This window comes from uncultured Agrobacterium sp. (assembly GCF_913777885.1).
GTDB lineage: Bacteria > Pseudomonadota > Alphaproteobacteria > Rhizobiales > Rhizobiaceae > Agrobacterium.
This window is the reverse complement of sequence record NZ_CAJYTV010000009.1, coordinates 61,759-85,799: the sequence shown is the minus strand read 5'-3', so window position 1 is coordinate 85,799 and position 24,041 is coordinate 61,759. Positions and strand designations below refer to the sequence as shown.

General features: G+C 56.6%; 25 protein-coding genes and 2 tRNA genes. 19 read left to right on the top strand and 8 right to left on the bottom strand.

All coding sequences use genetic code 11. From position 1 onward, the window contains the following. The gene (gene betI, locus QZ869_RS07625; RefSeq protein WP_296017230.1) at nucleotides 1–612 is read right to left on the bottom strand and encodes a transcriptional regulator BetI; all 612 of its coding nucleotides are present in this window, start codon (nucleotides 610–612) and stop codon (nucleotides 1–3) included. A 323-nt stretch (nucleotides 613–935) separates the two neighbouring features. Here betI and QZ869_RS07620 point away from each other — a divergent pair, with 323 nt between their 5' ends. From QZ869_RS07620 to QZ869_RS07610, 3 genes are all read left to right on the top strand, one after another. After that, complete coding sequence (locus QZ869_RS07620; RefSeq protein WP_296017232.1) at nucleotides 936–1,163, top strand: type II toxin-antitoxin system ParD family antitoxin; 228 nt, start codon at nucleotides 936–938, stop codon at nucleotides 1,161–1,163. Between the two features lie 182 nt (nucleotides 1,164–1,345). Beyond that, complete coding sequence (locus QZ869_RS07615) at nucleotides 1,346–3,148, top strand: EAL domain-containing protein (RefSeq protein WP_296017260.1); 1,803 nt, start codon at nucleotides 1,346–1,348, stop codon at nucleotides 3,146–3,148. 102 nt (nucleotides 3,149–3,250) lie between these two features. Beyond that, entirely contained in the window at nucleotides 3,251–4,237 is a 987-nt protein-coding gene (locus tag QZ869_RS07610) for an NAD(P)H-quinone oxidoreductase (RefSeq protein ID WP_296103951.1), read from the top strand. A gap of 354 nt (nucleotides 4,238–4,591) precedes the next feature. On the opposite strand, the gene QZ869_RS07605 is transcribed toward QZ869_RS07610, so the two are convergent. From QZ869_RS07605 to QZ869_RS07590, 4 genes are all read right to left on the bottom strand, one after another. Then, nucleotides 4,592–5,629: a sulfate/molybdate ABC transporter ATP-binding protein gene (locus QZ869_RS07605; protein ID WP_296103768.1), complete on the bottom strand. Its 1,038-nt coding sequence runs from the start codon at nucleotides 5,627–5,629 to the stop codon at nucleotides 4,592–4,594. Between the two features lie 11 nt (nucleotides 5,630–5,640). Beyond that, nucleotides 5,641–6,513, bottom strand: coding sequence for a sulfate ABC transporter permease subunit CysW (gene cysW / locus QZ869_RS07600; protein ID WP_296083520.1), 873 nt, complete (start codon nucleotides 6,511–6,513; stop codon nucleotides 5,641–5,643). Then, nucleotides 6,506–7,363 carry a sulfate ABC transporter permease subunit CysT gene (cysT, locus tag QZ869_RS07595; protein ID WP_296103766.1) on the bottom strand — a complete coding sequence of 286 codons (858 nt, stop codon included), beginning with the start codon at nucleotides 7,361–7,363 and terminating at the stop codon, nucleotides 6,506–6,508. Before cysT ends, cysW begins: the two co-directional genes overlap by 8 nt. A gap of 133 nt (nucleotides 7,364–7,496) precedes the next feature. Further along, nucleotides 7,497–8,522, bottom strand: a complete 1,026-nt coding sequence (locus QZ869_RS07590) for a sulfate ABC transporter substrate-binding protein (protein ID WP_296077556.1) — start codon at nucleotides 8,520–8,522, stop codon at nucleotides 7,497–7,499. Between the two features lie 535 nt (nucleotides 8,523–9,057). On the opposite strand from QZ869_RS07590, the gene QZ869_RS07585 reads away from it, so the two are divergent. From QZ869_RS07585 to QZ869_RS07535, 11 genes are all read left to right on the top strand, one after another. Then, nucleotides 9,058–9,825, top strand: a complete 768-nt coding sequence (locus QZ869_RS07585; protein WP_296103764.1) for a phosphoadenylyl-sulfate reductase — start codon at nucleotides 9,058–9,060, stop codon at nucleotides 9,823–9,825. Between the two features lie 32 nt (nucleotides 9,826–9,857). Then, nucleotides 9,858–10,811 carry a sulfate adenylyltransferase subunit CysD gene (gene cysD, locus QZ869_RS07580; protein WP_062425850.1) on the top strand — a complete coding sequence of 318 codons (954 nt, stop codon included), beginning with the start codon at nucleotides 9,858–9,860 and terminating at the stop codon, nucleotides 10,809–10,811. Beyond that, nucleotides 10,811–12,286 carry a sulfate adenylyltransferase subunit CysN gene (cysN, locus tag QZ869_RS07575; protein WP_296084381.1) on the top strand — a complete coding sequence of 492 codons (1,476 nt, stop codon included), beginning with the start codon at nucleotides 10,811–10,813 and terminating at the stop codon, nucleotides 12,284–12,286. Before cysD ends, cysN begins: the two co-directional genes overlap by 1 nt. A gap of 429 nt (nucleotides 12,287–12,715) precedes the next feature. Further along, nucleotides 12,716–14,158 (top strand): glycosyltransferase family 2 protein, encoded by a 1,443-nt coding sequence (locus QZ869_RS07570; protein WP_296103761.1) that lies wholly within the window; start codon nucleotides 12,716–12,718, stop codon nucleotides 14,156–14,158. Between the two features lie 37 nt (nucleotides 14,159–14,195). Next, complete coding sequence (locus QZ869_RS07565) at nucleotides 14,196–14,897, top strand: hypothetical protein (RefSeq protein WP_296103757.1); 702 nt, start codon at nucleotides 14,196–14,198, stop codon at nucleotides 14,895–14,897. 482 nt (nucleotides 14,898–15,379) lie between these two features. After that, the gene (locus QZ869_RS07560; RefSeq protein WP_296103754.1) at nucleotides 15,380–15,778 is read left to right on the top strand and encodes a hypothetical protein; all 399 of its coding nucleotides are present in this window, start codon (nucleotides 15,380–15,382) and stop codon (nucleotides 15,776–15,778) included. Then, nucleotides 15,775–16,770, top strand: coding sequence for a dihydrodipicolinate synthase family protein (locus QZ869_RS07555; protein ID WP_296103751.1), 996 nt, complete (start codon nucleotides 15,775–15,777; stop codon nucleotides 16,768–16,770). The genes QZ869_RS07560 and QZ869_RS07555 overlap by 4 nt, the downstream gene beginning before the upstream one ends. Nucleotides 16,771–16,777: 7 nt before the next feature. Continuing rightward, nucleotides 16,778–16,966 (top strand): hypothetical protein, encoded by a 189-nt coding sequence (locus QZ869_RS07550; RefSeq protein WP_296037147.1) that lies wholly within the window; start codon nucleotides 16,778–16,780, stop codon nucleotides 16,964–16,966. Nucleotides 16,967–17,016: 50 nt separating this feature from the next. Then, on the top strand, nucleotides 17,017–17,283 hold the full coding sequence (locus QZ869_RS07545; RefSeq protein WP_296103747.1) for a hypothetical protein: 267 nt from the start codon (nucleotides 17,017–17,019) through the stop codon (nucleotides 17,281–17,283). Next, complete coding sequence (locus QZ869_RS07540; protein ID WP_296103743.1) at nucleotides 17,280–17,435, top strand: hypothetical protein; 156 nt, start codon at nucleotides 17,280–17,282, stop codon at nucleotides 17,433–17,435. The genes QZ869_RS07545 and QZ869_RS07540 overlap by 4 nt, the downstream gene beginning before the upstream one ends. 4 nt (nucleotides 17,436–17,439) lie before the next feature. Next, complete coding sequence (locus QZ869_RS07535; protein ID WP_296103741.1) at nucleotides 17,440–17,799, top strand: hypothetical protein; 360 nt, start codon at nucleotides 17,440–17,442, stop codon at nucleotides 17,797–17,799. 125 nt (nucleotides 17,800–17,924) lie between these two features. Here the strand turns inward: QZ869_RS07535 and QZ869_RS07530 are convergent. After that, nucleotides 17,925–18,001 (bottom strand) — tRNA-Pro (locus tag QZ869_RS07530). 240 nt (nucleotides 18,002–18,241) lie between these two features. Here QZ869_RS07530 and QZ869_RS07525 point away from each other — a divergent pair. Beyond that, nucleotides 18,242–18,646, top strand: a complete 405-nt coding sequence (locus QZ869_RS07525; protein WP_296037152.1) for a hypothetical protein — start codon at nucleotides 18,242–18,244, stop codon at nucleotides 18,644–18,646. A gap of 387 nt (nucleotides 18,647–19,033) precedes the next feature. Beyond that, a complete protein-coding gene (gene mqo, locus QZ869_RS07520) occupies nucleotides 19,034–20,740 on the top strand; it encodes a malate dehydrogenase (quinone) (protein WP_296103739.1) in 1,707 nt (568 codons plus the stop codon). 127 nt (nucleotides 20,741–20,867) lie between these two features. Here the strand turns inward: mqo and QZ869_RS07515 are convergent. Then, nucleotides 20,868–20,942, bottom strand: a tRNA-Gln gene (locus QZ869_RS07515). A 265-nt stretch (nucleotides 20,943–21,207) separates the two neighbouring features. On the opposite strand from QZ869_RS07515, the gene QZ869_RS07510 reads away from it, so the two are divergent. Continuing rightward, a complete protein-coding gene (locus QZ869_RS07510; protein WP_296103737.1) occupies nucleotides 21,208–22,116 on the top strand; it encodes an MBL fold metallo-hydrolase in 909 nt (302 codons plus the stop codon). Nucleotides 22,117–22,127: 11 nt separating this feature from the next. Further along, nucleotides 22,128–22,577, top strand: a complete 450-nt coding sequence (locus QZ869_RS07505) for a thiol-disulfide oxidoreductase DCC family protein (protein WP_296021196.1) — start codon at nucleotides 22,128–22,130, stop codon at nucleotides 22,575–22,577. A gap of 3 nt (nucleotides 22,578–22,580) precedes the next feature. Here QZ869_RS07505 and QZ869_RS07500 read toward each other — a convergent pair whose 3' ends face one another. Further along, entirely contained in the window at nucleotides 22,581–23,501 is a 921-nt protein-coding gene (locus QZ869_RS07500) for a DUF1499 domain-containing protein (protein ID WP_296103733.1), read from the bottom strand. 270 nt (nucleotides 23,502–23,771) lie between these two features. On the opposite strand from QZ869_RS07500, the gene QZ869_RS07495 reads away from it, so the two are divergent. Beyond that, nucleotides 23,772–24,041 (top strand): hypothetical protein, encoded by a 270-nt coding sequence (locus QZ869_RS07495; protein WP_296021201.1) that lies wholly within the window; start codon nucleotides 23,772–23,774, stop codon nucleotides 24,039–24,041.

Here is a 24,041-nt window from a genome sequence, read left to right as displayed (position 1 = left end):
TCAAAGATGTCGGGTGGACGTCTTGTTGTCTGAAAAGCGTTTCAACTGCATGTCGAAATAATCTTCGACCAGGGCTGGCGCTGCGGAGATTCCCAACGGTGCCGCTTGCAGGCTGTGGCGAATATAGAGCCCGTCAATGAGGGCTGCGGCCCCTTCCGCGATCCGCGCCGCATCGTCCGGCGGGCAAAGGCGGGAAAGACTATACATGATGTTCGAGCGAAGGCGCTTGGCATAGAGGACAAGAAGCCTGCGGGTTTCTTCGGAACGTTGCGCCTCCACATAAAAGGCGAGCCATGCGGCAACGGTTTCCTGGGTGAACTGATCGCTTTGAAACGAGACGCGCACGATGGCGCTCAGACGCTCGCGCGGTCCGGAGGCACGCATCAGGGCCGCGACTGCATCGCGCCTCAGATCGCGCAGCAGGCTGCGGATCGTTTCCAGCAAGAGCTGTTGCTTGCTGCCGAAATAATGGTGCGCAAGCGCGGCGGATACGCCCGCTTCCCGAGCGATGTCCGACATCGTCACATTCAGCGAACCATGGTGACCTATAGTGCGAAGAGCTGCATCGACCAGCGCCTTTCGCCGCAGCGGCTCCATTCCAACCTTAGGCATCAGCGATCTCCTTAGGTGATCTGTTTATTATTGATTGATCAGTCAATCAATAATAAATTCGAGGTCTCGGTGTTCTTTGCGCCATGTCAAGGCGAGCATGCGCTTTGGCTTTAAGACTGCAGTGAAGTTGGCAGACCAGACAGGCCTCGTGAGGCCGTCATTCGTCGCGCAAATGATGCCTCGTTTGGAACCGATGCACGTGCCTTGCGTTCATAAATACCTCCACCATGCGACTGACAGATCGACTTTGCCTCGATCGCCTCAGCGTGGAGGCTCATACGGTTGACGGAAAAATCCGCAGCTTGGTAATCGGGAGGACCACTATGCCAGTATTGACCGTATCGATCTCTCCGGAACAGGCTGCCCAACTCCACGAGGCAGTAGCATCCGGTGCCTATGCATCCAGCAGCGAAGTCGTCCGCGCGGCTCTGAAGCTCTGGGGGGACACGCACCAAAGAGAAAGGCGGGGGATTGCCACCGCGGCTAGAATGGATGGCGAAAGCGTCAATGTGGCAGAGCTTTACGCTTTCCACAACACTCAGAGGCGTTAAAACCAAGCGCACCCATTTGGACGTATCAATAATCCCCCGGACATGCGGCATAAGACCGAGTGTTTAAGCTGTCATAGAAGTTTCACATCACGTAAAGTTTTCATTGAGGAGTTGTCGCCACAATCCCGCCAAAAAGACGATCCGGCGAAGCCGTAAACGGATCCGAAATGGTGGAGAAGCAAGTGATGTCGAGCAGTGCCGAGCAGAATGTCGTCAGACGGTTTGCCAGCGGTCAGATGATTTCAATGGCCAAGCTCGTTCTCGAGTGTGCCTTCCAGCCCATAGTTGAGACGACGACTGGGTCAGTATTCGGATATGAATCTCTGATGCGCGGTCATGAGCGCATCGGTTTTGCCAACCCGATCGAGCTGCTGGATCATGTGGAAGCCGAGGGACAACTCGTCGAGCTGGAGAAGATGATCGCCAGCCGCGCGCTTGCGAAATTTTCCACTCTTCCGGACTGCTCCTCTGCCACATTGTTTCTCAACCTGGACGTACGCCTGATCCGTCATGGCGACATCATTCTGGACAAGCTTCTGGAACAGCTGACGCAGGCCAAAATCCCTCCCTCTTCCATTTGCTTCGAGCTTTCAGAACGCTTCGACAATACCAGCGTCCCAGAGTTCGGCGCGCTTATCAACCGTATGCGCAAGGAAGGCTTCAAGCTGGCCATCGATGATTTCGGTGTTGGCCATGGCGAAATGAAATTGCTTTGCGATTTCGATGTCGATTACCTGAAGATCGATCGTTACTTCATTCAGGACGTTGAGCGAAATCCGCGCAAACGGCACATGGTCAAGAACATCGTCAATATTGCCCATGTGCTAGGCGTGCGCGTCATTGCGGAAGGCATCGAGACGGAAGGAGAATTCCTGACCTGCCGTGAAATGGGTGTGGACCTCATCCAGGGTTGGTTCGTGTCCCGCCCGACCACTTTCGTCAAAGAGTTGCACGTCTCGTTTCCCCATCTCCAACAACTGGGCGACACTCGCCGCAATCGTCAGACGCTGGATGAAATCCTGATCCGCCGCCAGATCGAACATCTTCCCACAGTTTATGAAAACGACAGTATAGACAGCGTATTCGAATTGTTCCGGCGCAACCCGGAACAGGCTTTCTTCCCGGTTCTGAATGCCAACGGCGAGCCGCGCGGCGTGATCAACGAATACCATTTGAAGGAATATATCTATCAGCCCTTCGGCCGCGACCTGTTGAAGAACAAGGTCTATGAGAGAACCATATCGCACTTCGTTGATCGGGCGCCGATCGTTGGGCTGGATGCAGATGCGGATCGGCTGATGAATATCTTCGCCAATATGGGCGGCAGCGCCTGTGTGATCCTCACCGAAAACATGCGCTATGTCGGTGTCGTCTCCGCCGCATCGCTGATCAAGGTCATCAACGAAAAGCAGTTGAAGCTGGCGCAGGAGCAAAACCCGTTGACAGCGCTTCCAGGGAACCGGGCGATCAGCGGCTTCATCGAGGAATCCTGCCGCGATAGCGACGAGGATCGCTTCTTCTGCTACTGCGATTTCGATAATTTCAAGCCGTTCAACGACAAGTACGGCTTCCACGTCGGCGACCACGCCATCAGCCTGTTCTCGGCGCTGATGAAGCGCTACTTCTTCTCCGGCGACTGCTTCCTTGGCCATATCGGCGGCGACGATTTCTTCATCGGCGTTCGTGACTGGACGACGGATGAGGTAACGGAAATTCTTGAGCGGTTGCTCGGCGATTTCCATGACGATGTCATCGCCCTTTATTCGGAAGAAGACCGACTGGCAGGACAGATCAAGGGTTTCGACCGCTTTGGCAATGAGAGAGAATTTGCGCTTCTACGTTGCTCGATTGGCGTCGTTCAACTTCCCAAGGGCATGTTGATCGGCAACCCGGACGGAATTGGCGCGGAGATTGCCAATATCAAGAAAGCCGCCAAGAAGAGCGAAACCGGACTCGTCATCCACAGTCATGGTGAGATGAAATGACTGGAGCGGCATTACGTCTCCTTTTTTAATCCGCATAAGTGACCTAAGTCTAGCTTACAGTAGCAAGCTTTGAGGAGGCCACCCGTGTCACTGCCATCCACCATGCGTTTTGTCGATCTGCCCAGCTTTGGCGGCCCCGAGGTCATGACGTTCTCGAATGGGCCTCTGCCCTCACCCAAAGCTGGAGAACTGCTGGTGAAGGTGCAGGCTGCCGGCATAAACCGGCCGGATGTGGCGCAGCGTCAGGGCAATTATCCCGCACCAAAAGACGCAAGCCCGGTTCTCGGCCTTGAAGTCGCCGGAGAAGTCGTTGCACTTGGTGAAGGCGTCAGTGATTTCCAGATTGGTGACCGGGTCTGCGCACTTGCCAATGGCGGCGGCTACGCCGAATATTGCGTGGTGCCAGCGGGCCAGGCCCTGCCGTTCCCCGCGGGTTATGATGCGGTCAAAGCCGCGGCCGTGCCGGAAACATTTTTTACCGTATGGGCCAATCTCTTCCAGATGGCTGGCTTGACCGAAGGCGAGAGTGTCCTGATCCACGGTGGCAGCAGCGGCATCGGCACGACGGCGATCCAACTGGCCAAGGCTTTCGGTGCCGAGGTTTACACGACCGCTGGCTCCAAGGAAAAATGCGCCGCCTGCGAGAAGCTCGGTGCAAAGCGGGCGATCAACTACCGTGAGGAAGATTTCGCCGCCGTCATCAAGGAAGCGACCGGCGGTAAGGGCGTGGATGTCATTCTCGACATGATCGGCGCATCCTATTTCGAAAAAAACATCGCCTCACTTGCCAAGGATGGCTGCCTGTCGATGATCGCATTCCTCGGCGGCACCGTCGCCGAAAAGGTGGATCTGCGCCCCATCATGGTCAAGCGCCTTACCGTGACAGGCTCGACCATGCGTCCGCGCACCGGCGACGAGAAGCGCGCCATTCGTGATGAGCTCGTCGAGCAGGTCTGGCCACTGCTGGAAAGCGGTAAATTGGCACCTGTCATTCATGACGTGATCGATTTCGATCAGGTTGCGGAAGGCCACCGACTGATGGAAAGCAGCGGCCACATCGGCAAGATCGTGATGCGAGTTAGTCAGTGATATCAGCTGCTTGGCGTCAGCGTCAGCGAAGCCCGCGGCTTTTCTGACGTGACACTGCCGTTCATCGGCGATGGCGCCTTGTTCGGATTAAAACATCGATATAAGGGCGACCCCTTGCAATCAGCGCGAATCGGATTACCTTCATAATATGTTCAACGTAGAGAAAGGAAGGTGATCCAATGTCTAGTGAGATTTCGGTCTTCGTAGCAGGCAATGGAAAGGATTTGATTTTGACGAGGCAGCCCTCGGCCTGATCCGCCTTCCCTTCGAAGCGTTGCGAAACGTTTCGGGTCTGAAACAAGGACCAAACTCATGGAAGGGCCGCTCAAAGCGGCCCTTTTCCGTTTCTGCCTGTTACTTCCTAAAAACTTGCCAACGTGTCGGACGAAAGCGCACGTCGTTGCCAACCGACACGGATGCATCGAGCGGCACCTCGATTTCCAGATGATAGGGCTCGTGGCCATTATTGGCGATGTCGATTTCGGCGATGCGCGTCCCTGCCAGCCGGCGACAGGTCGTCACCTTGCCGTAGAGCGCTTCGCGTTCGTCCGTCAGCGCCACATCCTCCGGGCGGAAGAACAGGTCGCCCTCGCCCTGTCCAGTCTCGGCAATGCCGATGCCCTCTCCCTGAAACAGGATATTTCCGTCCTGAATTTTCACCGGAAGACTGGAGGATTCGCCAATGAAGGAGAACACGAAGGGGGAATTCGGCGTATCGTAAACATCATCCGCCGTACCGACCTGCTCGATCTTGCCCTGGCTCATCACCACCACACGGTCTGCCAGTTCCAATGCCTCTTCCTGGTCATGGGTGACGAAGATGGTGGTATGACCGGTGCGGTCGTGAAACTCTCGCAGCCAACGGCGCAATTCCTTGCGGACTTTGGCATCCAAAGCGCCGAAAGGTTCATCTAGCAGAAGAACCCGCGGTTCGATGGCAACGGCGCGCGCCAGCGCCACACGCTGACGCTGGCCGCCGGATAGCTGGTTGGGATAGCGCTTTTCCAGGCCGGACAGATGCACCATGTCCAGCAGTTCCGAGACGCGTTTGCGAATTTCCGCCTTGGGCGGCCGTGTCGCAGACGGTCGCACCTTCAGACCGAAAGCAATATTTTCCGCCACCGTCATGTGACGAAACAGAGCATAATGCTGGAAAACGAAGCCGACATTGCGCTCCTGAACGGAGCGATGCGAAGCATCTTCATCGCCAAAAAAAATCTGTCCTCTAGTCGGCTGCTCCAACCCTGCGATCAGACGCAGAAGCGTCGTCTTGCCCGAGCCGGAGGGTCCAAGCAGCGCAATCAACTCGCCGGAGCGGATGTTGAGCGACACGTCATTCAACGCCGGGAAGCGGTCGAACTGCTTGGTGATACCGGAAACTTTCACTTCCATGGATATGCCCTTCAATGCTTGCCGGCAGCGTTGCCCGCGCCAAAGCGTATTTCGAGAATGGTTTTGAGAACAAGCGTGACGAGCGCAAGCCCTGCCAGCAGCGTGGCAACGGCGAAAGCAGCACCGATATTGTACTCGTTATAAAGAATCTCGACATGGAGCGGCATGGTGTTGGTCTCTCCACGAATGTGGCCTGACACGACCGATACGGCTCCGAATTCCCCCATGGCGCGGGCGTTGCAGAGAAGCACGCCATACAGCAGACCCCATTTGATGTTGGGCAGCGTCACATACCAGAAGGTTTGCCAGCCCGACGCGCCAAGTGAAATGGCCGCCTCCTCATCGCCGGTCCCTTGATCCTGCATCAGCGGGATCAGTTCGCGGGCGACGAAGGGAAAGGTGACGAAGATCGTGGCGAGCACGATGCCAGGTACGGCAAACAGAATTTCAATGCCGTAGCTCTTCAGCCACGGCCCCAGCACGCTGTGTGAGGAAAACAGGATCACATAGACCAGGCCGGAAATGACCGGCGAGATGGAAAATGGCAGATCGATGAGCGTGATGAGAAATGCCTTACCCTTGAACTCAAACTTGGCGACGGCCCAGGCAGCAGCAACCCCGAAGATGAGGTTGAGCGGCACGGAAATGGCAGCCACGAGAAGGGTGAGACGAATGGCCGAGAGTGCGTCCGGCTCGACGATCGCTTCCCAGAACGCGCCCGTGCCTTTGCGGAAGGCTTCGAAGAAGACCGCCACCAGAGGCATGACGAGGAAGAGCGCGAGAAACAGAAAGGCAACGAGAAAAAGCGAAATCTTGGCGGGCAGACCCTCGCTTGCGGGGTCTCGGAACGGCTTTGAAGAAACGGACTGCGCTGTGTCAGGCATAACCGTACCTCTTGCGGCTCCAGGCCTGAATGAGATTGATGACGAAAAGCATGGCGAAGGAAATGATCAGCATGATTGTGGCGATACCGGTTGCGCCCGCATAGTTGAACTCCTCAAGTCTGATGACGATGAGAAGCGGCGCAATCTCCGAAACATAAGGGATATTGCCGGCAATGAAGATGACGGAGCCATATTCACCGACGCCACGGGCAAAAGCGAGCGCAAAGCCTGTGAGAATTGCCGGCACTAGACCCGGCAGAAGTATGCGCGTGATCGTCTGGAAACGGTTGGCCCCGAGTGTAGCCGCAACCTCCTCAACCTGCCGGTCGATTTCTTCCATGACGGGCTGCACCGTGCGTACGACGAAGGGTAGCCCGATGAAGATCAGCGCAATGACGATGCCGAGCGGCGTAAAGGCGATCTTGATACCGAGCGGTTCGAACAGCGAGCCGATCCAACCTCGATTGGAATAAAGTGTCGTCAGCGAGATGCCTGCCACCGCAGTCGGCAGAGCGAAGGGCAGATCCACGATCGCATCGATAAAACGCCGACCGGGAAAGCGATAGCGGACCAGCACCCAAGCGATGATGACGCCGAAAAAGGCATTGACCAAGGCTGCCAGGAACGCCGTGCCAAAGCTGATGCGTAGCGCATTCAAGGTTCTGCTGTCGGTCGCAATGGCGAGAAACTCGGCGAAACCCAGATGGGCGGTGGACCAGATGAGGCCACCAAGGGGAATCAGAATAATGAGAAAGAGATAGCAAATCGTGTAGCCGAGCGTCAGGCCGAAGCCTGGCAAGACGCTGGACTGCCGCCACTTCCATCCGCTTTGCGACGGGGTGTTGCTCATCGAGGCTCCGGGTAAACTAGTGGCTCAACAAGCCATCATATGCGCCATCGACCGGCCGTGAAGCCAGTCGATCTGTCCTGCTCCTCGCTGGGCAGACACAAGGCCTGCCCGGGCGGTTCGCTATATCATCCACTTACTTTCCGGGCTTGTAAATCTGGTCGAAGATTCCGCCATCGCCGAAATGTTCCGGCTGCGCCTTTGCCCATCCGCCGAAGATCGGATCATCGATGGTGACGAGCTTGATATCCGGCAGCTGCTTCAGGAGATCCTTGGAGACCACAGACGGATTGCTCGGACGATAGAAGTGCTTGGCCGCAATATTCTGCCCTTCGTCGGAGTAAAGGTATTGCAGATAGGCCTCTGCCACCTTGCGCGTACCCTTGGCATCGACATTGGCGTCGACCACGGCAACAGGCGGTTCCGCCAGGATCGAGATCGGTGGAACGACGATGTCGAAGGAATCTTCGCCAAATTCCTGACCGGCAAGATAGGCCTCGTTTTCCCAGGCGAGCAGAACGTCACCGATCTGGCGCTGGGCAAAGGTTACCGTCGAGCCACGCGCACCGGTATCGAGGACTGGGGCGCGCTTGTAGAGCTCGCCGACATAGGCCTTGATCTTGTCCTGATCGCCCTTGAACTCTTCATTCGCCCAAGCCCAGGCTGCGAGATAGTTCCAGCGCGCGCCGCCGGAGGTCTTGGGATTCGGCGTTACGATCTGGACGTCGCCCTTTACGAGATCGCCCCAGTTATGGATGCCCTTGGGGTTGCCCTTGCGGACAAGGAAAACGATGGTGGATGTGTAGGGCGAGGAGTTATGGGGTAGGCGCGCACGCCAGTCCGCATTGATCTTGCCACTGTTCTTGACGATGGCGTCAATATCGCTCTGCAGCGCGAGCGTGACCACATCGGCCTCGAGTCCGTCGATGACGGAACGGGCCTGTTTGCCAGAGCCGCCGTGCGACTGCTGGATCGTGACGTCTTCACCCGTATCGGCTTTCCACTTTTTGGCAAAAGCCTCATTGAAATCCTTGTAAAGCTCTCGTGTCGGATCATAGGACACGTTGAGGAGCTTGGTCTGGGCGGAAACCGGTCCTACAGCACCCAATGTGACTGACAGGCTAAGCGCGATTGCGCCAAGGCTGGAAAGAAATTTCGACATCACTACCCTCCTGGATGCGTACGGTCTCACACTAGCGTCTGAGATTGCGTGGTCAATCAGCTGCGATTTATTCGCAAAAGTGTTTCCCTGCCGCATGCTCCGGCAATATGAAAAACGCCGCGAACGGAAAGAATGATGAAACAAGTAATGCGCGGAATTCCCTAGATGCGCAAAACCAGTTCGCGATTTTGCTGCATTTCGCCCCATAAAGTGAGAAAAAATCGCTTCGCTGGAATGGCATTTCCGATTTTTTGCAGCAGCCCACCCATTATATATCAGCCAGCATCACGCGACGCCGGAAAAGAATTCTATAAAAATTACAGAAAATATCGCAATTCTCTTGCAATTGGTTGCGAACAACGTTTTATTTGGATCAGCGGACTAGGAACAGATTCAATATATTGGGACTCTTTTGCGCGTAACTCTGCTGCAAGAGAGATATTTGCTCGTTAGCGCCTTAGAGAAGCACGGGCATTTCTGTAAAAGATGGCGTCTTTCGAAGATTATCGGGACAGTAAAGTTTCGGAATCGAGAAATGACGATAAACACGCCTCCGCAGCCCATACCCCAGCACGATATCACTTCGCTCGATGAAACGTTGAAGCATCTTTCTCTTGTCGAGAGGCTGGCCTTTGTCGCGGGGCTTGGGTCGCGGACTGTGTTCACGACGAGCCTCGGCATCGAAGACCAAGTCATCACAGCCGCAATCGGCACGCATCGCCTTCCTATCGAAGTGGTGACGCTTGAGACAGGTCGCCTGTTTGCAGAGACGGTTCGATTGATCGATGAGACGGAAGACCGCTACGGTCTGACGATCACGCGCTTTCATCCAGAGCCGGATGATGTCAGCGCTTATGCTGAAAAATATGGCTTGAACGGCTTTTATGAGAGTGTCGAGGCGCGCCACGCTTGCTGTCATGTCCGCAAGTTGATCCCGCTCGGCAAGGCACTCAAAGGCGCCGGCTTCTGGATAACCGGCCTTCGCCGAGGCCAGTCCGGCAACCGCGCTGCCACTCCTTTCGCCGAGTTCGATTCCGATCGCAATCTCATCAAGATCAATCCGCTGGCGGACTGGGACATCGAAACAATCAAGGCACATGTCGCGGCGGAAAACATTCCTGTGAACCCCCTCCACGAGCGTGGCTACCCTTCCATCGGCTGCGAGCCCTGTACCCGCGCCATCAAGCCCGGCGAGCCAGAGCGCGCCGGTCGCTGGTGGTGGGAAAATGACGAGAAGCGCGAATGCGGCCTTCATGTTGCCGAAGCCACGCAAGCCTCGCCAATCCCCGCCTCACGCCATTAACATTTCAATCAGTACATTGCCGGAGTTTTAAAATGTCCAATGCAGTTCCGGAAACGGAAGGCACCAGCGTCAGCACACCCAAGCAGCCGCTCGACCCCCACTTGAAAGCCCTCGAAAACGAAGCCATCCACATTTTCCGTGAAGTTGCCGCCGAGTTCGAGCGTCCCGTGATGCTCTACTCCATCGGCAAGGATTCATCCGTGCTTCTGCACCTGGCGCGCAAGGCATTCTTCCCGGGCCGCATCCCCTTCCCGCTTCTGCACGTCAACACCGGATGGAAGTTCAAGGAAATGATCGAGTTCCGCGACAATATCGTCAAGGAATATGATCTCGATCTGATCTCGCATACCAACCCGCGTGGAGCGGCGGAAAACGTGACGCCTTTCACCCATGGATCGGCGCTCTACACCGATATCATGAAGACCGAAGCGCTGCGCCAGGCGCTCGATGCCGGCAAGTTCGATGCCGCCTTTGGCGGTGCGCGTCGCGACGAGGAGGCCAGCCGCGCCAAGGAACGCATCTATTCCTTCCGCACGCCCGATCACAAATGGGACCCGCGCAACCAACGCCCGGAACTTTGGAACATCTATAATGGCATGGTGCGTCAAGGAGAAAGCGTTCGCGCCTTCCCTCTATCCAACTGGACGGAAGTCGATATCTGGCGCTACATCCAGGCAGAAAACATCCCGCTCGTTCCGCTCTACTATGCCAAGGAACGCCCCTATATCGAGCGTGACGGCATGATGATTCTTGCGGAAGACGAGCGGCTGGAACTGCAGCCAGGCGAAGAGGTGAAATATGATTCGATCCGCTTCCGCACGCTTGGCTGCTTCCCGCTAACCGGCGCGATCCACTCCGAAGCCACGACGCTGGACGAGGTTATTGCCGAGCTTGAAATTGCCACGGTCTCCGAACGGCAGGGCCGCGCCATCGATCGCGATCAGTCCGGCTCCATGGAAAAGAAAAAGCGCGAGGGTTACTTCTGATGACACAGATCTCCACGGCGCAATCCGCCACCATTTTGCCGTTCGTCGAGCCGGCAAAGACCGTCAAGGATACCCGCCCGCTTCGCCTCATTACCTGCGGCAGCGTGGATGACGGCAAATCGACCCTGATCGGTCGCCTGCTTTGGGACACAAAGGCTGTGAAGGAAGATCAGGCGGCGACACTGAAGCGCGATAGTGGCAAGCAGAATGATCTCGGCCTTCCCGATTTCGCGCTTCTGCTCGATGGCCTTCAGGCCGAGCGCGAACAGGGCATCACTATTGATGTCGCTTATCGCTATTTCGCCACCGACAAGCGCGCCTTCATCGTCGCCGATACCCCCGGTCACGAGCAATATACGCGCAACATGGCGACCGGCGCCTCGACTGCCGACCTCGCCGTGCTTCTGGTGGACGCGCGAACCGGCATTCTAGAACAGACGCGCCGTCATGCCACGATCGCCGCGCTGATGGGCATTCGTCAGTTCGTGCTCGCCGTCAACAAAATCGACCTCACCAACTACGACAAGGCCGGTTTCGAACTGATCGCGCATGACTTCAAGGAGTTTGCGTTGTCGCTTGGCATCAAGCAGATCGTCGCCATTCCGATGTCTGCACTCAAGGGCGAGAATGTCGTGCTTTCCGGCAAGGCTTCGATGCCTTGGTATGACGGCCCAACACTTGTGGAAACACTCGAGCTCGCCACGGTCCGCTCCACACAGACTGGCGGCTTCCGTCTGCCTGTGCAGCGCGTGTCTCGTCCGGGCGAAAGTTTCCGGGGCTATCAGGGCACAGTTGCCGGTGGCGCGGTGAAGCCCGGCGATTCCGTCGTCATCCTACCGTCCGGCATGGTCGCCAACGTCAAGCAGATCGTTACTTTCGATCTGGTGCGTAATGCCGCCGTTGCTGGCGATGCCATCACACTGGTTCTTGATCGTCAGGTCGATGTATCGCGCGGCGATATGATCGTTTCTATCGATGCGCAGCCGCAGACGGGCCTCGCTTTCGATGCTCAGATCGTGGCATTGCAGCCCGGTGGCATCGAGCCAAACAAGCGATACTGGCTGAAAAGCGGCAGCCGCCGCCAGCGCGTCAGCGTTCAGCCCGTTACGCAGCTCGACCTTAAAAACGGTCACTGGCAGGCGCATGATGAGACACTGCCAATGAACGCGATTGGCAAGGTTCGTCTGACGTTCGACGAAACTGCAATTTTCGACCCGTATGAACATAACCGTTCGACGGGCTCCTTCATTCTGATCGATCCCGACACGAACAACACCGTTGCGGGCGGGATGATTCTCGGCAAACGCAGCGATACGGGCAAAATTTCGGATGGCGAACGCGTTATCCTCTCTCTGCCGGCAGACCTGGCGGAAGCGATACTGGCAGGCGAATTGCTCTCCGCCCGGCGTGATGAAATCGAAATCCGCAGAACGAACGCTAAATCCGCCTCAAGACTATTGGAAGATATGGAATAAAGGAAAAAGGCGCCGGACTGTCCCGGCGCCTTTTTTCGATTTCTCACTCGTCTGAGTCCTCGAAACGCATTGATATGTCTTAGATGCGTTTCGTTCGCTTTTAGATTTTGCCCCCAGCGTCGAACGGGACGGGTGCGCGCCTATGTTCTGAATGTCTTAAAAGACAAACATCCACAGCAGAACGACGACGAAGAACGGGACGCCAAGCGCCCATAAGAGTAGTCCTCTCAGCATTTTAATTTCTCCTTATATACCGAGATGAACTTCTTTCAGACGCAGAAGGTTCCTTGCGCAGCGAATTACCGAGCCACCACAGCATCGGAAATGCCGATCACAAGGTTCGTAAAAGCTTTGCCCGCTAACGTGGGGAGGAATAGAAATTCATCCGAAAGCTCGCCATTCATGCAATCTTCCGCAGCATTGATTTTCATGACCGGGCGTAATTGCGCGCTCTATGCGCCGCGTGCGATCGAGAGTGTCGCGAAGCAGACATTGAAGGACGTGCATATCCTCTTCATCGACGATGCCTCGGATGACGGTACCGGCGAGGCGGCCAGGGCATCTCTGGAGAGCCATTTTGCTGATCGACACACTCTCGTCGTCAATGAAACGCGCTTTGGAAAGGCACGGAATGCTGCGGAGCATCTGCGCCCGGTTGTTGGTAATGCGACCTTCGTCGGTGTGGTGGATGCGGACGATCAGCTGATAGAGCCGCGCGTTCTGGAAGGCATGAAGGCACTGTATGACGCCGGCAAGGACGTCGTCTGGACGAATTTCGCGCTGGATGATGGCCGTGTCGGCGGCAATGGTCCGCTTGACCCAAACCGCCCCCCGCGCGTACAGGGCTGGAAGACAAGTCACTTTTTCAGCTTCCGCGCCGAGCTCCTCGGCAATGTGCCGGATGACTACTTCAAGGATAGCGAGGGGGAATGGCTGCAGGCAGCCTGCGATATCGCGATTGCTCTGCCGATTCTCGACCAGACCCGCAGGTATCAGTTCCTCGCCTCGAATGCCTATCTCTACACGGCGACAAATCCGCTGTCGCACCACAATCTCGATCCGAACTCGCAGGGTCTGAATTCGACGATACAGCAAAAATCAGCGCATGCGGTGTTCAACAAGACACCGCTTCCGCTGACGCGGCCCGCGCCGGAGACTGAGTCGCCCAGAACGCCTTCCACCGTCGCCAAGCCGAAATCCCTGCACAACAAAAGTGAGCCAGCTTCCATGACTGCGAAATCCTCTCCTCAGACATGGAGCGATATAACGGGTAATCTCGTCGTGGCTGAAATGCCTGCGATCATCAATGCGATGGCCTATTGCGGGCCTTTGCGGTTGACGCCGGAACAGGTCTGGTCGCTTCGTGGCATTCTGTCGACACGCACCGACAATGCCGACATCCTCCACGTCGGCAGCACCCGTTCGGCTCTCACGCTGGCCTGCTTCGTCCGCGACACGGGGCGTCAGCTGACGTGCCTTTGCTCGTCTGAGGAAGAGGCTCAAGAACTTGACCTCCGTCTCAAGCTTTGCGGCTTCGGCGGCTATGTTTCGATTGCCGTTTCACAGCCGCAGGCCGTGGAGTTCGGCGACAGGAAGGGCATGTTCCCGGACGCTCGCGTTCTCGAAGCAGAGCCGAAGTTCGATATGGTCGTGGTGGACTTCTCCAAGTCTGTTCCGTCCGAAAGCGCCGCGGTATCGCTTGCCGCACTTGCTCCCTATCTTTCGCCGCGCGGCTTTGCTTTCTGCCTGATGGCGGGAGACGCGGCTGCCGAGGCGGCTATAGCAGCGCAATGGAAAGCTGTCGGCAGCGGACTGAGCTTCTGCGTGAACGCCATTGGCGGCTCCGGCCTGCTTGTCGTTGCCGGTCAGTAAACGAACGCCGGACACTCTTTTTGATTGAGAGATTATTGTGACCCAGAACCTTGCCGGCGCGCTGCGCTTCGATAGTCAGAACGACGTTGACGACGACTTGGATCTGTCTGCGCAGGAGAGTTTGCTCAATGGCGTTCTGCGCGAGCACTACAATCCCGACGCCCAGATGTCCCCCGTTCAGATCGAGGCTGTTTCTGCTGCGATCCGATCCCGTGGGCCCAATTGCAACATGCTGGTCTTCGGCCTTGGTAATGACAGTCCCTTATGGGCCAATCTGAACCATGGCGGCTACACGCTTTTTCTCGAAAATATTCCCGACTGGATCGACAAGGTCAGAAGCAAGCATCCTGATCTGAACATCGACCACATGGATTATCCGACGACGGTGGACGCTTCCCTGAAGGACCCGGCTCTCACCGTGCGTCAAGCCGTTGTGCCGGACAATATCAAGTCTCGCCGTTGGGATGTCATCCTTGTTGACGCGCCCATGGGATGGCGACCGGACAATCCAGGCAGAGCACTGCCAATCATCTGGACTGCACTTGTTGCTCACGACGACACGCATGTTTTTGTCGACGACTACGAGCGCGCCCTCGAGAAGCGCTATGCGGATTTCCTTTTTGCCGAAAGAGCGAAAAACAGAAGCGTGGTCCTTCCCCGGCCCGCAACCGCACGATTGAATGCCAGCGAGATGCTTTGGCTCTTCGGCATTTCACAGAGCCTCAGCGACAAGCGCTGAGACGAAGATCAGCCGTCCCATGTCTCGAAGCTTGCCGTGCGTCAGACCAAAAGAAGCCTGAGATGGCAGCGCGCATCAAGTGCGTTCGATGGAAATCTGGAACAGGATTGAAATTCGCTCAGGTGAACTCTCGTCACCTGTATCGCAGGGATAAGCTGCTGCGTATGCCTTTGGGCAGGAACACGGCTTTAACGCCTAAACTGCCGGGGAAATTCGCAAAGCCCGAAGACGGATCATCGAAACAGCCATAGCGCGGCCGGTTTTTGCGAAACTTATGGTCCGGTTTTTTATGCATTTTCGCTGATCTACAATCGCGGCAGCCCCTTGCTGGTGCGGCGATATTTGAGGCTACGATCAAAAACGACCACGCTGCGTGGGAGCTGCCGCCCTTATCTTTTCCTTATTGGCTAATGCCCAATTCGCAATCGAAATCCTACATCGATCAGCCCTAAATCAAGGTCTGTTCAACAGTAGCGAATTTCATGGCACGCGGCGAACTCTCACTGTTCGATCTGAATGATCGCATTCTTCTTGGCGGAAAAGTTCGGGAGGAGCATGTCTGGTCTTATGTCAAACTGAGCGAAAGTCCCCTCTCAAGCCGGCATCACCCATCCAGCAAGCGCTTTAGCGCCCTACTGGAAGCCGGCGCAATCTTTGAGGCCCTCCTTCTTCTGGCGCAGGACCTGACCCCGCCCGCAGAGCTTTGCTCGTTTCAACGGGTCTGCGATGGCTGGGTTTGCGCCGCGGCGGCAAGGCCGCTGTCGAAGCCGGTCAGGGCACTGCATCAGACGCTAGAGGGGGCAATCTTTCTCACCCTGTTGAAGCTATCCAGCGCGACCACCCGCCCCCGCATTCCTTCCAAACAAGGCGCAATATCGTGAGCACACCACTTCTGAACGGCGTCATCACGCCTCTCATCACTCCTTTTCGGGCAGGCGAAATCGATTATCTTGCCTTCGACCACCTCGTCAAATGGCAGGTGGAACAAGGCATAGCGGGCCTTCTTCTGCATAGCCTGACAGGCGAAGGCCCTACGCTATCGGCCAGCGAAGGGCGCGCGCTGATAAGCCGCGCCGTGCAACTCAATAGAGGCCGCGCGGTCATCATCGTGCAGACCGGCACCTATTCGACGGAAACGACAATACGCCAGACCGAAAAAGCGCATGAGTTGGGTGCAGATTTCGCACTCGTGGTACAGCCCTATTACAACCGGCCAACGCAGAAAGGCATCATTCACCACTTCGAGCAGATCGCCCACGCGACCCGTATCCCAATCATTCTTGACAACGACTCGCAGCATGCAGGCGTTGCGCTGAAGGATGAGACGATCGAAACGCTCCTGCAGATCCCGAACATCGTCGGCATTCTGGAGGATACGTCGGATGCGCGCACGGCGCAGTCTCCGTACCAAGCCATATTTGGACGGCCCCTCCATATGACCGGAGGAGAAACGAGGTCCCCCCTCACGCACCAACAGCGCGCCTGCTGCATTTCGCCAATGGCGAATGTGATACCCGATCTGACCGCGCGTATGCATCAGTTGCGTCAGGAAGGCGACGCCACTGGTTTCGGCGCCCAGATGAAACGGATCATCGAACTCGCCAATGCTTTGGAAAATGGTGGCGATGTAGCCTCACTGAAATATGCCGTTTCCTGTCTTCGCGGGATCGATAACGCGGTGCGGTTGCCATTGACGCGGGTCAATCCCGAGGCTGCCAGATCGATCGAACGCGCGCTGCGCGGTCTTCGCGTCCTGCGGCGTCGGCGCTATGCCAGCTCACTGGTTCAGGAAGCGCGCGTTGCAAGAGCCGGCTTGCAGCCTGCCATCTCGGCCGAAGCCCTGATCTCGAAATTACACTCATCGATCCTGTGAGGACAACATGACCCTACCGCTTGGAATGTATTACCGGCTTCGTGAAGAACGGCAGAAGAAGGAAAGCGAAGCTTCGCGAAAACACAGTCGCCCTCGCGCAAGACGCGCATCCGAAGGCACGATGTTTCTTCGGCTCATCGCCGTGACAGGAGGACTGCTGCTTGCGGTCTCGCTCATCATGCAATCGGTTCAATGACCACCCCAAACAGCAAGCCCACTTAAAGCATCAGAAAGAAGATGTCGCAAATGCTGCGCAACGCAACACTCATGCAGAGAGCTCGACCCTTGCCGTGTCGTTTCCTTGTCGGCCAAAGTCGCAACGGTCGCTGGATCGTCGCTGACCGTATGGGCCTTATCGGAGGTCTCTTTACCAATCGTGAAGCCGCCTTGCACTTCGTTAAAGTCGAAAGTGCCGACGTTGAGCCAGTCGACATATCCGTCGCGGAAGTCTCGCGACTGGAGTTAGCCGACCTCTTCTCCCTCGCCGAGGAGCTGAGAGGAGCACGGCAGTGACCATGATTTCCGGCGGAAAAATACCGCCCGATCACAAGAGCATTCTAGCGCTGACCGTCCATGCCTTAGCGGAGATCTTCGTGATGGCGGTGATCGCTTCGCTCGCCATCGGCCTCGTCGTCGCGCCGACGATCTATCTAGCGATGCGGTAATCCCATGAGACAAGACCTGATTGGTTATTGCCTCGAGAGCGGTCTCGTCGACTGGACGCTGCTGACAAGCTGCAGCGCCTACCGCAAGATGCTCTCCGAAAACTTCTACCGCGCTGAAGAGCGGCAAGAACGTGCTCACCGCCTGACAGCTATCCACGATTTCGAAAGCCTCTACTGGGATGCGATCGATATGGCCCGAAGCATGGGCTCCGACGGACACTTCCTCAAAGAACCTCACATCGGCGTCCTGCCATCATCGGGCCAACAGAGATACTATCTCATCTGGTCGGATGACGATCACGGCAGCATCTTCGTCATTTCACCGGTGGAGATGCAATGGCTAGGCAAGCCGCAAAAGCGCTAGGCCCCAGACGACTGGATATTGACGTGCAACGACGATAAATGCGTCCAAGACACGATAAGTTTTAGAGGCATTCTGATAAAAGTCTTCGTTGATTTGGGGAGTGTTCAGATCGGACACTGTCAAGCTGGTCGGAGTGAGAGGATTCGAACCTCCGACCCCGTCGTCCCGAACGACGTGCGCTACCAGACTGCGCTACACTCCGTGACCAGCGGCGTTTCTATAGACCAGCATCCAGTTCTCGACAAGCGGCGGTTACGAATTTTTTGTGACAGGACGAGTTGCATCGTAACGAGGATATACGCGCGCTGAAATCGTTACAAAAAAGCAATTGTGGCAGGAAATTTTAAACGAAGCCCCAGTTGCCGCTGCCCCTTCTGGCGAAATCTGTTACGGGAACGCATTCCCGGCGACGACGCCGGCCCGGCAAAAAAGGACGTTTATCATGCGTTTTCGCATCGCACTGCTCGCGGGTATCTCCCTTACCCTGTCTGCTTGCACCACCACACCTTCAATCGCCACGAAGAGCCCGGTCGAAACCCGTTGGGCCGGTCAGTCTGCTGGCATTTTCTTCGCCAAGTTCGGTCCGCCTTTGAGCGACGTCAGCAACGGCAGCACCACCACCTATACATGGCGTGGCGGCTACAAGAAGGCGAAGATTCCTGCGAAGTATGACGAGAAAGACGGCAAGCGTGGCCGTCAAATTTCCCCGGCCCGCAGTGCTTCCCTGTCCTGCACCGTTCAGTTGACCGTCGATTCGGCTTACAAGATCAGCTCGATCCGCACCGTTTCCGATCGCCCTGGCGTGAATGGCCCGAGCTACTGCGCTGAGTTCCTTGCTGGCGAATAAGGTCTGCAACTCGCAGTCTTACTACAAGGCCTGTCCGATCTATCGGGCAGGCTTTTTTACGGTGTTGTCATGGCATAGGCATCTTTTCTGAACACCGCATGTCAGCCATGCAAAAAACACATTCCTTGATCTAAAACGTTTGAATTTTGACATAGCTGAGACACGGATTCACGCCAGACATTGATTTGCGCGTTACTTATCACTTTGAATACACTTATAGAATTTTTTGATGCCGCGGGCGGTGCGTCACTCCCAACGCTGCTTTGAAACTATGCCGAATTGCGCGTTCCCGCATGAAACGAGGTTGGCGCGTGAGTTGTCGCCCGTTTCCCGATGATCTATTGCGGCGCACAAAATCTCACAATTCTCAAAAAATCGGTTAGCGATATGATCAAAAACAATAAGGGCAACAACCTGCCAAGCGACATTTCTCAAGGCACTCTCACCATGAACCGCCGTCAAGTCCTCGGCAGCGCTCTGGCTGGACTTGCTGCTGCTGCTCTGCCTGGGGTTCCGGCGCTGGCTCAATCTGCCGACAAAAAAGTCGATGTGCTGCTGATCGGCGGCGGCATCATGAGTGCCACGCTCGGCATCTGGCTGCGCGAACTGGAGCCGAACTGGTCCATCCAGATGCTCGAGCGCCTGGACGCCGTTGCTCTGGAAAGCTCCAATGGCTGGAACAATGCCGGTACCGGCCACTCCGCTCTTGCCGAATTGAACTATACGCCCGAAACTGCCAATGGCGGCATCGACATTTCCAAGGCGGTCGAGATCAACGAATCCTTTCAGATTTCCCGTCAGTTCTGGGCATGGCAGGTGCGTAACGGCGTTTTGAAGAACCCGCGCTCCTTCATCAACCACACGCCGCACATGAGCTTCGTTTGGGGCGATGAGAACGTTGCCTATCTGGAGAAGCGCTACGAGGCGCTAAAGGCAAGCCCGCTCTTTGCCGGCATGCAATATTCGACCGATCCAGAGCAGATCAAAAAGTGGGTGCCGTTGATGATGGAAGGGCGCGATCCTTCCCAAAAGATTGGCGCAACCTGGTCACCGCTCGGGACCGATATGGAGTTCGGCGAGATTACACGCCAGTTCGTATCTCACCTGAAAAGCACGTCGAACTTCGATCTCCAGGTCTCGAGCGAAGTCGATGCGATCGAGCGCAATGCCGATGGATCCTGGCGCGTCAGCTACACCAATTCTACCAGCGGTTCCGAACACACGATCGATGCGAAGTTCGTCTTCATCGGTGCAGGTGGCGGCGCGCTTCACCTTCTGCAGATGTCTGGCATTCCGGAAGCGGAAGATTATGGCGGCTTCCCCGTGGGCGGCTCGTTCCTGGTGAACGAAAACCCGGATGTCAGCATGCTGCATCTGGCCAAGGCCTATGGCAAAGCGTCGGTCGGCTCTCCACCCATGTCCGTTCCGCATCTCGATACCCGGGTCATCGGCGGAAAACGCATCGTTCTCTTCGGACCGTTTGCAACCTTCTCCACCAAGTTCCTCAAGGAAGGCTCCTATTTCGACCTTCTGACCTCCACCACCATGAGCAACATCTGGCCGATGATGCAGGTCGGCGTCGAGGAATATCCTCTGGTCGAATATCTGGCAGGCCAGTTGATGCTATCCGACGAAGATCGCATCGCGGCCCTGCGCGAATACTTCCCCAAGGCCAAGGCGGATGAGTGGCGCCTGTGGCAGGCGGGCCAGCGTGTTCAGATCATCAAGCGCGATTCGGAAAAGGGCGGCGTTCTCAAGCTCGGCACAGAAGTGGTTGCCGCCAAGGATGGCAGCATTGCAGGCCTTCTCGGCGCTTCGCCTGGGGCCTCCACCGCCGCGCCGATCATGCTCGGCGTGCTGGAAAAAGTGTTCAAGGACAAGGTTGCCACGCCGGAATGGCAGGCGAAGCTGCGCGAGATCGTTCCAAGCTATGGCACCAAGCTCAATAGTGACCCGGAGAAAGTTCAGCAGGAGTGGGATTACACCGCAGAACACCTGCAACTGCCAACACCACCGCGCATCGATGTGAGCGCGCTGAGTTCATCTGCTCCGGCGGATGCGCAGATTAAGAAGACGCCGGACATGGCGCTTTAACCACAGCAAGCACCTCGCTTTTCGATGGCCGTGCATCCCCGGATGCGCGGCTTTTCCTTTGGAAGCCGAAAAACGCAAACAGCAATCGTCTGGCGCAGTACGGTCGTTGGGATGGGTAGTTAAAAGATGGCTGGGGCGCCAGGATTCGAACCTGGGAATGCCGGTACCAAAAACCGGTGCCTTACCGCTTGGCGACGCCCCAACGAAGCAGGTGGGCGAAACGCCACTGCCTGAACGGCGCCTGATTAGCAAAGCATGGAGGCAGCGGCAATCATTAAGTTTCGAGCGGACCAGATTTCTTGTGGGTGCAGCGACTTCTTCATGTTAGTTCCGAAGACCAAAGCATGGCATGCGAAACGCCCTTCGCGGCTTTGCGTCAGCACCTGCTGAAAACAGCAGCTTGAAGCGCGGCACTTAACTGACAGAGTTTGTGCAGCACTTCATGGATTGTGAAGAGCTTTTGCATCATGGCAGACCCGGCTTTCGATCTCGAGTTTCAACCCGCCTATGGCACTGCGGTGAGCGTTGCGGACAACGTCCAGCGCCTTACGGTCAACAACCCATCGGCTTTCACCTTTCACGGCACCAATAGCTACATCGTCGGTAATCGCTCGGTGGCGGTGATCGATCCGGGTCCCGAAGATGAGGATCATTTTCGGGCGCTGATGCGTGCGCTGGATGGTCGCGAGGTGACGCATATCTTTGTCAGCCACACGCACCGAGACCATTCGCCGCTGGCTAACCGGCTAAAGGAAGCCACGGGCGCGATCACGGTCGCGGAAGGGCCGCATCGCGCAGCGCGTCCACTGCATATGGGAGAGCGCAATCCTTTCGCCGAGAGCGCCGATAGCGATTTTATGCCGGATCTGGTGCTTGGCGACAATGAGACCGTCACAGGCGAAGGCTGGTCCTTGACCGCGCTGCATACGCCTGGCCACACGGCAAACCATTCGGCCTTCGCGCTGGATCGTGACGGCATCGTCTTTTCCGCAGACCACGTCATGGCCTGGGCGACCACCATCGTGGCGCCCCCGGACGGCGCAATGAGCGACTATATGGCCTCGCTCGATAAACTGCTCGAGCGCAAGGACCGCGTGTTTTTGCCCGGCCATGGCGGACCGGTGAATGATCCGACAGCTTTCATGCGCGGGCTTCGAACCCATCGGCGCATGCGGGAAAAGGCCGTGTTGGCGAGAATAAAGGCTGGCGACCGGACGATCTTGGAGATGGTCAAAGTCATTTACCGCAGCACCGATCCGCGCCTGCATGGCGCCGCTGCCCTGTCCGTCCTCGCCCATATCGAGGATCTCATCGCAAAAGGCCTGGTTCAGACGGATGGTCCGCCTTCGCTTACCGGAATTTATCTGCCAAGATAGGAATGTCACGTATGACCAGTGCCTATAGCTATCGCGACGATCCTTCCGTGCCGAATTTTCCCGATGACAAGCCGTTGATCATATTCGACGGTGAGTGCGGATTCTGTTCGCGTGACGTCGATCTTGTTCTTCGATATGACAAAGATCGCCTTTTCCGTTTTACACCGGCTCAATCTGAGCTCGGCACCGCCCTTATGCGTCACTACGGCTTCGAAACGAAGGATTACGAGACCAGCCTGCTGATCGACAGAGGCATTGCCTATTCCTATTCGGACAGCGTTCTGAAGGTGTTCGAGTTGCTCGGCGGCTTGATTGGGTTGGCAGCCAAATTGCGGTTCCTGCCACGCTTCATCCGCGATGGCATCTACCGCGTGGTTGCCCGAAACCGAATGAAAATTGCCGGACGACGACAGACCTGCCGGATGCCCACCTCGGAAGAGCGGGAGCGTTTCCTGTCATAGGTCTCAGTTGTCGTTCAGTCCCTGCATTTGCGCATCGAGAGCATCAAGATAACTGTCGGCGATCTTCTTGGCCATGCCGAGATCATGCGGGCCAAAGCGTGAAGCAACCCGCACGTCCACCAGTGTCGTTTCGGTATCTTCACGCAGACGGATCAACACATCGAAGCGCGTTCCAAGAATCAGCGTGCGCGTATCGCCCTGCATCAACACCGTCCCGCTGCCGTTAAAAAATGTGGGCGCTGGCGCTTCCGCCGGACGCGCCAGCGGCACAGGTATGACAGATGGTAGATCTTCCACCGGCGTATCGGCCGCGCCCTCCTGAACGTCCTGTTTCGGTGCGCCGGGCTGCGCATCCGGAAGCGCGCCAATCAAGCCATCGGTATGCAGGATACGGATATGCTGCGCTTTGGCGACCTTTCTGGCGGCCGCATAGACGCGGTCGATCGCGCCCTCGTAGCGGTGGCCGAGAAAGCCGGGATAGGCTTCCAACTGCGCGCTCCGTTCCACTGGTGAAACCGCCGCCGAGCGCGGCAGCCATTGCTGGTTGGCGGTAGGAACGGAAAGCCAGCTTGGAATATCGGTCGTATCCGTCGTCACGTCATAAATTTTCGGGTTCTGCCAATAGAGAAACGCAGCGTAACCGACGACCGCAAGTGGAACGGCAGAAAGCAGTAGCGCATAGAGGCACCACAGGCCACCCTTGGCGCCAACCGACCAGAGCCGCTGGAGACCGATGAGTGCGAGCACGAGCGCAATCGCGGCAATCCCTGCCGAAATCAGAGTGAGCGCCACGAAATCCGGTGTGGTCAACGGCCCGAAACGGTGTAATGGCGCGGCAATAACGAAGAGAAGCAGCGCTGCAAAGCCGAGATAGCGGGAAAGGTACGCCGCATGAGAAACGGGCCTAACGAAACGCACTGTCATAAAGCAGCACCCGTGAACACATGCATTGCCAGAGAAAGCGCTTCAGGCGGGTATGACCGTCTGAATCACTGATACGGGGTCTTCATAAAGTGTTTTCGAAAGAATTGGAACGCTGCACCGATTTTGCATTCCACCCTACCGCAACCTTTCCAGAGAGCGGGTCTTTTACACATCACCAATTGGGCGTATCAGGATAACATAAGATGTCTCGCCGGTATTGTTTTGCGTCAATGAATGCAATGGCGCCTGAAGCTCCAAAGGGGTATGACCATGCGTGTTTCGATCGTTCTCGGTTCCCTCGCCGCCTTGCTGGCGCTTAGTGCCTGCCAAACGCTGACACCGGAAGAGCGCCGGGCGCGCGATGAGGCCACATGCCGCGGTTACGGCTTCCGTCCGAATACCGATCAGATGGCACGCTGCCTTCTCGATCTCGATCTTGACCGTCGGGCTGACAACAGGGCTTGGCAGGCGCAAGTCAACCGCGACATGTTCTGGTCACCCGTTGTTGTCGAGCGGCGCGTCATCGTCGAAAACCGCTAA

Coding starts and splice junctions, on each gene's coding strand:
- betI (WP_296017230.1), bottom strand. CDS start 612: ATGCCTAAGGTTGGAATGGAGCCGCTGCGGCGAAAGGCGCTGGTCGAT.
- QZ869_RS07620 (WP_296017232.1), top strand. CDS start 936: ATGCCAGTATTGACCGTATCGATCTCTCCGGAACAGGCTGCCCAACTC.
- QZ869_RS07610 (WP_296103951.1), top strand. CDS start 3,251: ATGCGTTTTGTCGATCTGCCCAGCTTTGGCGGCCCCGAGGTCATGACG.
- QZ869_RS07605 (WP_296103768.1), bottom strand. CDS start 5,629: ATGGAAGTGAAAGTTTCCGGTATCACCAAGCAGTTCGACCGCTTCCCG.
- cysW (WP_296083520.1), bottom strand. CDS start 6,513: ATGCCTGACACAGCGCAGTCCGTTTCTTCAAAGCCGTTCCGAGACCCC.
- cysT (WP_296103766.1), bottom strand. CDS start 7,363: ATGAGCAACACCCCGTCGCAAAGCGGATGGAAGTGGCGGCAGTCCAGC.
- QZ869_RS07590 (WP_296077556.1), bottom strand. CDS start 8,522: ATGTCGAAATTTCTTTCCAGCCTTGGCGCAATCGCGCTTAGCCTGTCA.
- QZ869_RS07585 (WP_296103764.1), top strand. CDS start 9,058: ATGACGATAAACACGCCTCCGCAGCCCATACCCCAGCACGATATCACT.
- cysD (WP_062425850.1), top strand. CDS start 9,858: ATGTCCAATGCAGTTCCGGAAACGGAAGGCACCAGCGTCAGCACACCC.
- cysN (WP_296084381.1), top strand. CDS start 10,811: ATGACACAGATCTCCACGGCGCAATCCGCCACCATTTTGCCGTTCGTC.
- QZ869_RS07570 (WP_296103761.1), top strand. CDS start 12,716: ATGACCGGGCGTAATTGCGCGCTCTATGCGCCGCGTGCGATCGAGAGT.
- QZ869_RS07560 (WP_296103754.1), top strand. CDS start 15,380: ATGGCACGCGGCGAACTCTCACTGTTCGATCTGAATGATCGCATTCTT.
- QZ869_RS07550 (WP_296037147.1), top strand. CDS start 16,778: ATGACCCTACCGCTTGGAATGTATTACCGGCTTCGTGAAGAACGGCAG.
- QZ869_RS07545 (WP_296103747.1), top strand. CDS start 17,017: ATGCTGCGCAACGCAACACTCATGCAGAGAGCTCGACCCTTGCCGTGT.
- QZ869_RS07535 (WP_296103741.1), top strand. CDS start 17,440: ATGAGACAAGACCTGATTGGTTATTGCCTCGAGAGCGGTCTCGTCGAC.
- QZ869_RS07525 (WP_296037152.1), top strand. CDS start 18,242: ATGCGTTTTCGCATCGCACTGCTCGCGGGTATCTCCCTTACCCTGTCT.
- mqo (WP_296103739.1), top strand. CDS start 19,034: ATGATCAAAAACAATAAGGGCAACAACCTGCCAAGCGACATTTCTCAA.
- QZ869_RS07510 (WP_296103737.1), top strand. CDS start 21,208: ATGGCAGACCCGGCTTTCGATCTCGAGTTTCAACCCGCCTATGGCACT.
- QZ869_RS07505 (WP_296021196.1), top strand. CDS start 22,128: ATGACCAGTGCCTATAGCTATCGCGACGATCCTTCCGTGCCGAATTTT.
- QZ869_RS07500 (WP_296103733.1), bottom strand. CDS start 23,501: ATGACAGTGCGTTTCGTTAGGCCCGTTTCTCATGCGGCGTACCTTTCC.
- QZ869_RS07495 (WP_296021201.1), top strand. CDS start 23,772: ATGCGTGTTTCGATCGTTCTCGGTTCCCTCGCCGCCTTGCTGGCGCTT.